We start from the raw sequence: 12,807 nt of genomic DNA on the forward strand, positions 1-12,807 counted from the left end.
CATTGAAAAATAAAATCCTTTTAGTAGTCCTATTTTTAAGTGTTGGGTTGTTTGCGCAACAAAACGATTGGGAAAATCCCGCTGTGAATCATATTAATAAACTCGAAGCGAGAGCTACTTTTTATTCGTATGAAAATGAAGCTTTGGCTAAACAAGATCAAAGAGAAAAATCAGCTTGGTTCATATCGTTGAATGGTGATTGGAAGTTCAATTGGGTGCCGAAACCCGCTGATGCTTCAACAACTTTTCAAGATTTAAATTTTAATACTTCTTCATGGAAAACCATTGATGTGCCTTCGAGCTGGGAAATGCGTGGGTACGGAATTCCGATTTACACGAATTCGACTTATCCGTTTTTTAGTGATTTTCCGTTTATCAATCACAACGATAATCCTGTTGGGCATTATGTGAAATCTTTCGAAATGAATGATACTTGGAAAGACAAGGATGTGATTCTACATTTTGGAGGGGTTTCTTCTGCTTTTTATGTTTGGGTAAATGGAGAATTTGTAGGCTATAGCGAAGACACTCGTTTGCCATCTGAATTTGATATTACCAAACATTTGAAAAAGGGACAAAATAAAATTGCCGTAAAAGTGTACCGCTGGTCAGACGGTAGCTATTTGGAAGCACAAGATCACTGGCGTATGAGCGGAATAGAGCGTGAAGTGTTCTTGCAAGCAGTGCCAAAAGTGAGACTGTCTAATTTTGTTGTTCGAACAGACCTTGATGATAAATATGAAAATGCACTATTGCAAATTCGTCCAACCTTTGAAGCTAATATTGTAGATAAGTATATTGAGAAAGTAGGGCACTTTGGCGATAATCCGTTGCGTACTACAGTTGATGATTGGACAATGTCTACTCAATTATTAGATGCAAACGGGCAAGCTGTAGGCGGTAAACAAACTATTAAATTAAAACAATATTTTGGGGAATCTTATCCACAAAGAGACAATGTAAATTTTGCTATGATCGAAACAGAGGTAAAATCACCTCGAAAATGGTCTGCAGAAGATCCATACTTGTACACCTTGTTATTTTCTGTTCAGGATGAAAAAGGAAATCCGATACAGTTTACCAGTACCAAAGTTGGTTTTAGAGAAGTTAAAATTGATGGCAAAGGTCGCTTTTTGGTCAATGGAAATCCTGTAAAAATGATTGGAGTAAACCGTCACGACCATAATATGACCAATGGTAAAGCGGTTTCTAGAGCTGATATGGAAAAAGACGTGCAATTGTTGAAGCAATTTAACTTTAATGCCGTACGTACTTCTCATTATCCAAACGATCCATATTTCTATGATTTGTGTGATCAATACGGAATCTATGTTATGGACGAAGCCAATCTAGAATCTCATGGTATTCGAGGAAAATTAGCCAACCAACCTCTTTGGGCAGCCACTTATTTAGAAAGAGCGATTAAAATGGTACAACGCGATGTCAATCATCCGTCGGTGGTGATTTGGTCGTTAGGTAACGAATCGGGAATGGGACCAAACCATGCTGCTATGTCGGCTTGGATTAAGGAATTCGACCCAACACGCTACGTTCATTATGAAGGAGCACAAGGAGACCATACAGATCCTCGTTACCAAAAGAAGTTTAATTCAAAAATGGCCAATCCTACAGATCCAAAATGGGTAGATATGTTGAGTCGAATGTATCCAACACCTCAGGAATTGCAGGATTTAATGGATCAAACTAGTTTTGATACTCGACCGGTAGTGATGTGTGAATACGCACACTCAATGGGGAATTCAACTGGAAATATGAAGGAATATTGGGATGTGATTTACAAAAATGACAGAGCTTTGGGAGGTTATATTTGGGATTGGATTGACCAAGGAGTAGTGAAGAAAGATAAAAACGGTAAAGAATTTTTTGCCTATGGTGGCGATTTTGGAGATACACCCAATTCTGGTAGTTTTTGCATAAACGGAATTATCACGGCCGATAGAAAACCAAAACCAGCTACTTATGAATGTAAATATGTGAATCAACCTGTTGTTATTACGTCTAAAGATGTTTCAAATGGAAAATTTGAAATTTTAAACCGTCATCACGCTGTCGATTTATCACAATACGACTTGGTTTGGAACCTTACCGAAAACGGACAATCAATTCAAGCTGGAACGATTCCTACTTTAAATACAAAACCATTTGCAACAGAATCTTTTCAAGTGAATTTTAAAAATATCAAATTCAAAGAAGGTGCAGAATATTTTATTACCATTCAAGGAAAACTAAAAAACAATACAGTTTGGGAGTCGAAAGGCTATATTGTTTTCGAAGAGCAATTCGAAATCAATAATCCTAAGAAAAACGAATTAGATAAAGAAGCAAAAGCATTTTCTTTAGATACCAAAGAAACGGCGCAAGAAGTTGTTGTTCAAAACAAAGCGATTGAAGTTGTTGTGAATAAAAAATCAGGTTTCGTAACCAAATTAAATACCAATGGAGTAGAAGTATTGGCAAGTCCATTAAAGCCAAATTTTTGGAGAGCCGAAACTGAAAATGATGAAGCCTATCGTAATGCCAAGAAATTGAAAGCGGAATTGGACTGGATGAAAGCAGGAGAACGTTTTGAAGTACAAAATGTAAAAGTAAACACTAGCGATGGTAAGAATGTCGTGGTAACGGTAAAAGGTGCTATTGCAAATCCAAAATCGGACTTAACATTAACCTACACCATTCAAGGAAACGGAAAACTGAAAGTAGATTACACCGTGTCAATTGATACTAAAGCGCCAAATGTTCCTAAAATTGGGATGCAGTTTGATACCAATAATCAATTGGCAAACCTTACTTATTTTGGAAAAGGGCCATTCGAAAATTATCAAGATAGAAACGTTGGGTCAAAAGTAGGCTTGTATTCTGGTAACGTGAATACACTGGACCAATCTTACATTTACGTAGAAGATTATGGTAATCGCACAGATACAAGATGGTTTCAATTAGTAAATAAAGCGGGTAAAGGATTTATGGTAAATCAAGGGGATAAACTACTTAATTTTAGTGTTCAGCCATATGCTACAATGAATTTACAAGAAGCCAAACATACTAGCGAATTAATTAATAGAGAAGTGTTTACTGTAAATGTAGATTTAATTCAAATGGGAGTTGGAGGTGATGATACGTGGTCAAAAAGTGCTCAACCGCACCCTCAGTATTTGGTAAATCCAGGGACTTATCAGTATTCATTTTATATTGGTGCAAAGTAAAATTTAAAAGAAGAAGATAAGTTAAAAATTAAGTTATTATTCTTAACTATTATAATAGGTTAAAATAGCATTTCCAGTTAGTAGTTATTAGGGGCAAGTGAGACGCAATTACATAGGTCAATTTGTTTTGGAAAAGAAAGACTAAGTATTTATTCGCTTTTTAACTGATGTTTAAAGCAAAAATATAGCTTTCTAGAATATTGTGATGATGAATAATCAATGCAATCAGTTTTATTATGTAATAATTTTAGTAGGTTGAAAGTTAAAGGAAATACAATCAAAGACTCAGGTACTTATAGGGTCTTTTTTCCAGAGAATCCTGCTCTATCTATTAAAAAGACAAGACAAATGTTTTTTGATAAAAAAAATATATTGGAAAAGGAAAACAAATCATAAAAACAGATTATTCGATTTCTAATTTAAGTAATGGATTTTATTGAATTATTACGTAAAATCGAATATTTATCAAGAGATATGACTGACCGTCGCTTATAAATTGAAATATAAAAGTATGGTAGTTACCATTTAGAAATAAGCATAGGGTATTTTACAGCCTATTTAGGAGTACTGGATACATAAGTGGTTATGAGAAAGTTGATTGTTTCTCAATTCTAACGGAACTTTTGAAATGAAAATAGTAGTGGAATCTTTTACGGAATGGTAAGAAGAGCAAAGCGATAAATAATGGAAATTTTATTTTCTAACTTCGTTTTTCTGTAGCTATATTGGCTTGTAATAAATAAAGAGTATTATTTATCAAAATACTTTAAAAATTAAATTTATGAATTCTAAAAGGAAAATAATTTATGCTGCAATTGTGATAGTAGCATTTCTGCTAGTCGTTTTTGCAGCTACCCAGCCTAAGTTTTTTGAGAGTAAAAAGAGCAGTGATGTTGTAGCTTCAGAAAACGCAGATGAGTTAAACGAGGATCTGCCCTTTGGTTCAACCATAGAAAATAAGAATAATAAACCCATAGTTACTCCAGAAGGTATGGTGTGGATTCCTGGTGGAGAATTTTCTATGGGATGTAGTGTTAGCAACGAAAGTTTGTGCGGTGTAAAAGGGATAACAAATGATGCTAATCCAGTTCATAGAGTTTATGTTGATGGCTTTTGGATGGATAAAACCGAAGTAACTAACAAACAATTTGCCGCCTTTGTAAAAGCCACAGGATATGTTACTGTAGCCGAGATCAAACCCTCTGCAGAAGAATTTCCAGGTGTTCCTGCTGACAAACTTATTGCAGGTACGGCTGTTTTTATGCCTACTAGACAAGAAGTTCCGCTTAATGATTATTTACGTTGGTGGGGCTATGTTGGTGGAGCAAACTGGAGACATCCACTAGGACCAGATAGTTCGATCGAAGGAAAAGATAATTACCCTGTGGTACAGGTATGTTATGAAGATGCAATTGCTTACGCCAGGTGGGCTGGTAAAAGGCTAGCTAGTGAAGCCGAATGGGAATTTGCAGCACGTGGTGGGAAATCAGGAGATTTATATGCCTGGGGAAATACGCTAACAATAGATGGTAAATTTCAAGCTAATATCTATCAAGGAAAATTTCCAGTTGATGGTGCAGATGCTGCAGAAGATGGCTATGCCGGAATAGCTCCAACGGCTCAGTACAAGGCAAATGCATACGGTCTATATGACATGTCTGGGAATGTCTGGGAGTGGGTAAATGATTGGTATGACGCTAATTATTATGCTCAGTTAGCTAGTGAAAATAAAGTTAGTAAAAATCCGCAAGGACCAGCTACTTTTAATGATCCTAATGAACCGGGTTTACCAAAAAGAGTACATCGTGGTGGTTCTTTTTTATGTACAGAACAATATTGCACACGTTATATGTTAGGTACTCGAGGAAATGGAGAAGTAAAATCTGCAGCAAATCATATTGGTTTTAGATGTGTGAGATAGTAGTTTACTCCAAGTTAAAGTAGGGCAATAGCATGAAATCTATTTGATTTTGTGTTGTGTTTTCTGAAATATAGGTGCTTTTGGCTATTACTAATCGTTTAAGGATAAACGCTAAAAAATGGGGTTTATCTTGTGGTTGAAGGTAATCAAAAGTAATGCTAATTTTTGATTTTTTTTATCATAATATTAAGCCTCCAAAATTATTATAAATATTTTTACCTATTTATCTAAAGTAGTTTGCTTTTGTCCGTTGTCAAGGTGAAGTAAATGTCTTTTATTTTTAGTTTAGTATATCCAATTAAAGGAACTTTATTCGTAATAATTTCATCGTTTATTTCTGTACCGGTGCTTTCTAAATGATATAACCAAACGTTGTCTTTCCAACTTATTCTAAATTTAAGCAGTAACTCTGTTAGTAGCGATTTAATAAAATTGTTTGGAAGGTCTTTGTCAATATAAGAAAGTCTGTTTAAATCGAACTTATATCTTGAATTTGCAGGAATAGCATTTAAGTTAACTCCTCTGCGGTTTTCTATTTTAAGTCTTCTTTGTAATTCGGATAATAATTTCTCAGTTAATTCCACAATTGTTTATTGAAGCATTGTGTAAATTTTTTTTTATTAAAGAGGATGTTGTGACTTCGAGTGGCTGAGATATTTTTATTCAACATAGCCTTCAAAATCTCTCTTCTGTTCATTAACTATATCTTTTTTCAACCATATAATTTTCTGCTCTAAATATTTCACGTGGTCTGCATAATTTAGAATGTTGGGTAAAGCTTTTATCATTGAAGCAATTTCATCACAAAAATCAATTTCTTTCTGAATATAAGGTACTCTGCTACCCATTGTAATACCGGATGTTTCCAACCATATGCGTTTGAAAATTTCTAAATCTTTATTTAAAAGCAAAAAATGATTTAAATAGTTAATGAATTTATCGTGAAATCCATATAGTGCAACGCTCATAATCATCATAATTCTTTGTTTGTCCTTAAAGTGAGTCTCAATAGAATCAGCAATAAACTTATGAGCTTTTTCTAAACTTTCATCATTATTTTCTTCAAAAGTAAAGAGGACAGTTGACGGATGTTCCCAGCTAGAAAAGATGGGGAGCTCTTGTTATAATAATATCTAAAGCTTTATCAACTATTTCTTTATATTTCGATAAAGACCAAATACATTCAAGCTTAAAATGTTTAAATCGAAATGATAAATAGTCCATATCGACAACTTTCTGTTCCAAATATTCAATAAAAAAATTACTGTCTAGATTTAGGACTGCTTCAAATTTTTTTCCATCGTAATCAAAATGAGCATCATTCTTTTTTAACGATATGAAAGCTTGTTTAAGCAAGTGTTTATGACTTGAGAGACAACTAGCGCAGTCTATGCAAAAATGATGTCATAAACGGTGTCTTTGTGAAATAGGTTTATTCAATATGATCTCAGTTAAATAAGAAATTATGTTGTGTTTCTTGATACCTTTCTCACGACAAGAATTTTTATAATCATTGAATTCAGAATTAAACTTTAAGTAATCAGTTAATATGTGAATATATATCTGATTATTGCTTTTAAAAGTTTGTATTAGATGTTTTAAAAAATTTGCATTTATCTGATTTTCGGGAAGGCATTCAAACAATGTAATGATGCAGGATGTTTTGTTTCGAAAGTTTGTTTTATTAATTAACGCTAGTAATTCTTCACCACTTAAGATATCATTGTTTGTAAAGAAATAGATAATTCGTGGTTGAAAGTGGAATGAAAACTCATTGTTAAAAGTAAGCGTTAGTGCTTTCTTGATTTCCTTTTTTCCTTTACTGGCAATCCCTATAAATATTTCGGATATTCCGCCTTCAATTTCCCAAATTTCTCTTTCTTGCTGTTGTTTAAACAACGAGTCTATTGAATTAAGTAGGTATTCTATTTCTTTCTACGATTTGGATTTAATATAGTTCTGAATTTGTAGGCGTTTTTCTCTTTCTTTTTCTTCCCAAGATTTTCCATTTCTATCTTCTAAGAAGTCTGTTTTAAGAAGCTTCGAGAGATTAATAGTTTCTGAATTGATAAATTGATTCCAATAATCAGGAATTGGATTTCCTAATGAAGAAATTTTCTTTGATAATCGACTTACAAATTTGCAATGCGAATATTGGTCAGGAGAGAGTTTTTCTGAAATTATTCTTTCATAAATTCGTAATTCATCAATATATATTTGTTCATCAATCTTACCACTAGGAAGAACAATTTTATTTAATATTTTTTCCGATTGCTCTCGATCTTGCTCAAAAAGATTATATAAGCCATCAAATATCCTTGCCCTCATTTCTAATAATTTAGGAGAATTGTACAAATCAAAATTTATAATATTAATGGAAATGCCTTTTGAACCAAATTCCGTAAAGTGCCACCCCATTAGAGTTTCTCCAATGTTTAAAAAAGTTCCATTTGCAATTTCTCTGTGTAGTGAGGAACGATTTTCAGTAAATTAAATTAGCAGATAGTTATCCACCCAACACACTAGAAAGATTAATGATGATGTAAATATTTAACCGTTCAGAGATGAGCGGTTTTTTTTTGAACTTAAATGTTATTCGTTATTACAGTTACAAATTGAATAATCAATTTTTTTCAAAAGGCATACCTACCGAGTTGTGATTTTATGATTTAGAACAATGCTAATTTACGAAAAGTGTGCAAATCGTGGGCAAGTGGTAAAGCAAAAAAGGGTTCCAATCTCTTGGAACCCTTATAAACTCTAGTGACCTTGACTGGATTCAAACCAGTAACCTCTTGAGCCGTAATCAAGTGCGCTATTCAGTTGCGCCACAAGGCCATTTTTGCAGTAGTTGTAAACAACGTCGTTGCGGGTGCAAATATAAGGCTAAATGTGGAATCTGCAAGCATAAAATTCAATTAAATTTAAAATAAATATCATTTTAAAAGTAGCTGTTTGATATTCAGTGATTTCCAAATAAAAAAAAATAATAAAAAATTCTGTCTTGGTATAATAGTGATTAAAATAAGAGCTAAGTTCTTTTCTATTCTAATGGAAAAATACATTTCCAGCAGTACAGTTTTAAATGTGGTTCTAAATTTTGGAGAAAGCCAATATAATATAATTAGTAGACTAGTAGCAAAGACAGTCAAAGTTGTAAACAATACAATATATTGCAGTACATAGACAAGTAACTACTGATTAATCACACGAGAGGTTACATAATATTTATAGCCAAGGAGAGCCAATTGCCAGTTTTTGGCTTTGGACAAATCCAACTTTCTTTTTGTAAAACTAGGTAAAAGGAGTTTATTGAGGTAAGCTAGAATTCGGAACATATTATTTTTTTTAGAAATTCAAAGGTAGCCAAAAAGGGTATTGCATTCCCGTTAAATTTTTGCTTCTTTGGGCGTATTAAGATCTTTTGGCTTATTTTTGTAAAAAAAACAATAGATGCCAAAAATCACGATTTTATTTTTTTTATTGCTTTCTATGATTGCATTTTCACAAGAAATTGACAAAAGACAAGCAGCACAGGATTTTCAAACACAATTGAATAAGGAGTATGCAGATGCAAAAACAAGTCCGTTAGAACCAAATGATTTAGCACATTTCCAAACATTAGATTTTTATCCTATAAATGAATCGTATGTGATAACTGCCAAATTTATTCGTACCAAAAAAGAGAAAGCTTTCAAGATGAAAACCTCTACCAATAGAGCACCTTTGTATATAAAGTACGGTGAAGTTCATTTTACTATCAACGGAAAAGAATGTGTTTTGAACCTGTATTGCGATATTGTTTTGTCTCGAACTGCTAAATACAAGAAAAATTTATTTTTACCATTTTCAGACCTTAGCTCGGGTATTGATACCTATATTGGCGGACGTTACATCGATTTAAAAATTCCATCGGGAGATACTATTGATATTGATTTTAATACTGCTTATAATCCATATTGTGCATATAGTCATAAATATTCGTGCCCAAGAGTGCCGCTAGAAAATGATTTGCAAGTCAGGATTGAAGCTGGTGTCAAAAAATTTCATGATTAATGACGTTTTTTAACCTACATACACATACGTCTACCAATGACCCAAATACGGTCGAATTGGTCAATCAATATCCTTGGGAGTTCAAAAATTCTATTTCGAACTATTCAATTGGGATTCATCCATGGTACATCGATCTGGATAGATTACAATCGGATTTTGAGGTTATGAGAACCAAAATAACCGATTTTCACTGCCTAGCAGTTGGTGAATGTGGTTTGGACAAAAGGATTGAAATTCCGTTACAATTACAGCAATCTGTTTTTGATCAACAATTGTTATTGGCACAAGAATACCAAAAACCGGTAGTGATCCATTGCGTAGCGGCTTTTGATGAATTGATTGCTACCAAAAAACGATTGAAAATTACCGTTCCTATTGTAATTCATGGTTTTTCTAAAAGTAAACAACTTGCCAAACAACTAATTGATAATGGATTTTATTTGTCATTTGGGAAAAATTTATTACAAAACCCCGAAATGGAGTCCGTTTTTTTGTCTATACCAGAGGATCGTTATTTTCTTGAAACCGATACCATTGCTGAACATTTGGTAGAAGTATATGCCTTAGCAGCCAAATACAAAAATGGCACGGTAGCTGTAATACAGCAAACAATACACAACAATTTCGAACAAGTTTTTAAAACTAGTTTGGATACGAAATAAATTTAATGGGCTATTATTTAATGGCAACCATCAAAACTTTAAACAAATACAAAAAATGGCAGAGTGGACAGAAAGAGCTGAGCTTTTATTCAAAAAAGAGGGAATAGAAAAATTACAAAATGCTCATATATTAATTGTTGGATTAGGAGGTGTAGGTTCCTTTGCAGCTGAGTTTTTGGCTAGAGCAGGAGTAGGGAGCTTGACTATTGTTGATGGAGATGTAGTTGATATTACCAACATAAACAGACAATTACCAGCTTTACATTCAACTGTTGGGCAACCAAAAATTGAGGTAGTAGGTAATCGCTTAATGGACATAAACCCAGAATTGAAGTTGATCAAAGTGCAAGAGTTTCTTTCGCCAGAGAGAGCTTTCGAAATTGTTTCTACCGACTACGATTACGTATTGGATTGCATAGATAGTGTAACCCCAAAATTAAATTTGATCATCGCAGCAAAGAGAAAAAGAGTTAAAATTATTTCGAGCATGGGAGCGGGTGGGAAAATGGAAGCTTCAAAAGTAAAAGTAGCAGACATCAGTAAAACAGTGAATTGCTTTTTTGCCAAAACCATTCGTAAACGATTAAAGAAAGAGAAAATTGATAAAGTAAAAGTTGTTTTCTCCTCCGAGATACAAGACGATTCAAGTTTAAAAATGACGGACGGATCCAATTTTAAAAGATCATTTTATGGTACAAATAGCTATATGCCAGGGCTTTTTGGTCTGTATGCTGCTGAAACAGTCATTCGACATTTAATCAAATAGTAAGCTTGTGTTTTAGTTTGTCACATTAAGTAGTGTGGTGAAGTAGAGCGTAATAAAAAGTGGGTGAATTAATTTTAATTCTCTAAAATTTAAAGATATCTTTTATACTCATCCCATTTTGCACACATAATACTCAATCTCATTAACATTTTAGTGCTGCAAGGTTATTTAACAAAATAACATAATTAATTGTAACTTCCCAAATACAACAACAACAACAAATAAAATGATACAAACTATAATTTTTGATATGGACGGTGTAATTGTTGATACAGAACCCGTACACAGGTATGCTTATTTTCAACATTATAAAGAATTAGGAATTGAAGTTTCCGAGGAGGTGTACACTTCTTTAACTGGTCAATCGACTCGCAATACTTATCAAAAACTAAAAGAAAAATTTAATCTTACCGGAGATGTCGAAGACATGATTCAAAGAAAAAGAGCTTTGTTTAATGATGCATTCGATACCAAAGAAGATCTACAACTTTTGGACGGTGTAGAAGACCTAATCAAAGATTGCTACCAAAATGGCATGCAGTTAATTCTAGCGTCATCGGCTTCAAAAGTCACTATTGATCGCGTGTTTGGTCGTTTCAATTTGCACCAATTTTTCACCCATAAAGTAAGTGGTGAGGATTTTCCAGAGTCCAAACCAAACCCCGCAATTTTCTTGCATGCTACTACACTTTCGGTAGCACCCAAACAAAATTGCATCGTGATTGAAGACAGTACCAATGGAGTTAAAGCAGCTAAATCTGCCGATATCTATTGCGTAGGATACAATAGTATTCATTCCAATGATCAAGATTTGGATTTAGCAGATCGTGTTATAAACCACTTTAATGAGTTGAATTATAAAGAAGTATCACAATTACAGTAATGCTTTAGTGATTATTTAACAAGCTAACGAATTTAGATTTTGTACTTTTGCAAAAACAAAAAAAGAGAAACATGAAGAATATTTTTATTGCTATGTTCGTAGTATTTTCACAAGGAATGGTACAAGCACAAATCCAAACACCACAACAAAGCCCCAAAGCCACCATTAATCAACAAGTCGGACTAACAGATGTTGAAGTGGTTTATTCAAGACCTTCTGCTAGAGCAAGGATTGTCTATGGTAATTTGGTGCCTTTTGGAAAATTATGGAGAACAGGAGCCAATGAAAATACAACAATATCATTTAGCGATGACGTGTTAATCGACGGAAAAAAATTACCAAAAGGGAAATATTCCTTATACAGCATTCCAAATATTCAAAGTTGGGACGTAATTTTTTATAAAACGACTGATAATTGGGGAACTCCAAAAACTTTTGAAGAGAGCAATGTAGTCCTAAAAACTTCAGTAAAAGAATATACAACACCAAATGCGGTAGAAACATTCACAATCGGAATCAATGATATCAATACCAACGGTGCTTCGCTAGAAATGGCCTGGGAACATTCATTTGTATCCTTAAAATTCGAAGTTCCAACCCAGCAAAAAACCATGGAAAGTATTGATAAAGTACTTGGTGGTGCCACTGGTGGTGATTATTTTGCAGCCGCACAATACTACTTTCAGTCCAACGGTGACATCAACAAAGCCAATACCTACATGGAAAGAGCATTGGAACTTACACCCGAAAAACCATTCTATTTTTTAAGACTTAAATCATTGATCTTGGCCAAAAAAGGAGATAGAAACGGAGCAATCGAAACGGCAAAAGCATCCTTGACAGCCTCAGAAAAAGCAGGCAATCAAGATTATGTAAAAATGAACAAAGATAGCATCACAGAGTGGAGCAAATAATCAAATAAGAATACAATACTGCAATCCCGTTTCATTTATCCGAAACGGGATTTTTTATTTTCGGGCGTGTCCTTTCGTAAAAACTACAGGCCGGGCTATCCGTTACAAGTCCTCGTCTCCCTTCCGCTACGCTGTAGAGAGACTGTGGGCTTTTCACTTTTATCCCTCACGCACAATGTTATAAAATGAAGTATTATATTTCATCAGAGGATTGGTATTTTGAAAAAATAAAAAAATACAGAATCTATCAGATAATCAATTTAAAAAAGAACTTTATAGAATAAAGTTGGTTCTTCGCCTAAATTAGTGGAAATTAAAAAAACCATGTAATTTTGGGGGATGGAATTAGATGGATTAGGAATTTTGTTAGGAGTTAAATCT

12 protein-coding genes and 1 tRNA gene are annotated in these 12,807 nt (G+C 33.7%); 7 read left to right on the forward strand and 6 right to left on the reverse strand.

All coding sequences use genetic code 11. The features are described 5' to 3' along the window. The first annotated feature begins 2 nt into the window (after positions 1–2). Both lacZ and M2326_RS15195 read left to right on the forward strand, forming a co-directional pair. Entirely contained in the window at positions 3–3,224 is a 3,222-nt protein-coding gene (gene lacZ, locus M2326_RS15190; protein WP_264620397.1) for a beta-galactosidase, LacZ type, read from the forward strand. Positions 3,225–4,005: 781 nt separating this feature from the next. Continuing rightward, positions 4,006–5,145 carry a formylglycine-generating enzyme family protein gene (locus M2326_RS15195; RefSeq protein WP_264620398.1) on the forward strand — a complete coding sequence of 380 codons (1,140 nt, stop codon included), beginning with the start codon at positions 4,006–4,008 and terminating at the stop codon, positions 5,143–5,145. A gap of 227 nt (positions 5,146–5,372) precedes the next feature. Here the strand turns inward: M2326_RS15195 and M2326_RS15200 are convergent, their stop codons facing one another. From M2326_RS15200 to M2326_RS15225, 6 genes are all read right to left on the reverse strand, one after another. Further along, the gene (locus M2326_RS15200; RefSeq protein ID WP_264620399.1) at positions 5,373–5,729 is read right to left on the reverse strand and encodes a hypothetical protein; all 357 of its coding nucleotides are present in this window, start codon (positions 5,727–5,729) and stop codon (positions 5,373–5,375) included. A gap of 75 nt (positions 5,730–5,804) precedes the next feature. Beyond that, positions 5,805–6,122, reverse strand: coding sequence for a hypothetical protein (locus tag M2326_RS15205; RefSeq protein ID WP_264620400.1), 318 nt, complete (start codon positions 6,120–6,122; stop codon positions 5,805–5,807). Between the two features lie 427 nt (positions 6,123–6,549). Beyond that, positions 6,550–7,044: a hypothetical protein gene (locus M2326_RS15210; protein WP_264620401.1), complete on the reverse strand. Its 495-nt coding sequence runs from the start codon at positions 7,042–7,044 to the stop codon at positions 6,550–6,552. Between the two features lie 36 nt (positions 7,045–7,080). After that, complete coding sequence (locus M2326_RS15215) at positions 7,081–7,473, reverse strand: hypothetical protein (protein WP_264620402.1); 393 nt, start codon at positions 7,471–7,473, stop codon at positions 7,081–7,083. A 436-nt stretch (positions 7,474–7,909) separates the two neighbouring features. Next, positions 7,910–7,983, reverse strand: a tRNA-Arg gene (locus M2326_RS15220). 356 nt (positions 7,984–8,339) lie between these two features. After that, positions 8,340–8,483: an SsrA-binding protein gene (locus tag M2326_RS15225; protein WP_264620403.1), complete on the reverse strand. Its 144-nt coding sequence runs from the start codon at positions 8,481–8,483 to the stop codon at positions 8,340–8,342. A gap of 115 nt (positions 8,484–8,598) precedes the next feature. On the opposite strand from M2326_RS15225, the gene M2326_RS15230 reads away from it, so the two are divergent. The 5 genes from M2326_RS15230 to M2326_RS15250 all read left to right on the forward strand — a co-directional run bounded on the left by M2326_RS15230 (position 8,599) and on the right by M2326_RS15250 (position 12,426). After that, positions 8,599–9,201, forward strand: a complete 603-nt coding sequence (locus M2326_RS15230) for a DUF1684 domain-containing protein (protein ID WP_264620404.1) — start codon at positions 8,599–8,601, stop codon at positions 9,199–9,201. Continuing rightward, positions 9,201–9,863: a TatD family hydrolase gene (locus tag M2326_RS15235; protein WP_264620405.1), complete on the forward strand. Its 663-nt coding sequence runs from the start codon at positions 9,201–9,203 to the stop codon at positions 9,861–9,863. The genes M2326_RS15230 and M2326_RS15235 overlap by 1 nt, the downstream gene beginning before the upstream one ends. A gap of 55 nt (positions 9,864–9,918) precedes the next feature. Next, positions 9,919–10,629: a tRNA threonylcarbamoyladenosine dehydratase gene (locus tag M2326_RS15240; protein WP_264620406.1), complete on the forward strand. Its 711-nt coding sequence runs from the start codon at positions 9,919–9,921 to the stop codon at positions 10,627–10,629. 226 nt (positions 10,630–10,855) lie between these two features. Next, a complete protein-coding gene (locus M2326_RS15245; protein ID WP_264620407.1) occupies positions 10,856–11,512 on the forward strand; it encodes an HAD family hydrolase in 657 nt (218 codons plus the stop codon). 71 nt (positions 11,513–11,583) lie between these two features. Further along, entirely contained in the window at positions 11,584–12,426 is an 843-nt protein-coding gene (locus M2326_RS15250; protein ID WP_264620408.1) for a DUF2911 domain-containing protein, read from the forward strand. Positions 12,427–12,807 lie beyond the last annotated feature (381 nt).

This window comes from Flavobacterium psychraerolatum, from assembly GCF_025960985.1.
Lineage (GTDB): Bacteria > Bacteroidota > Bacteroidia > Flavobacteriales > Flavobacteriaceae > Flavobacterium.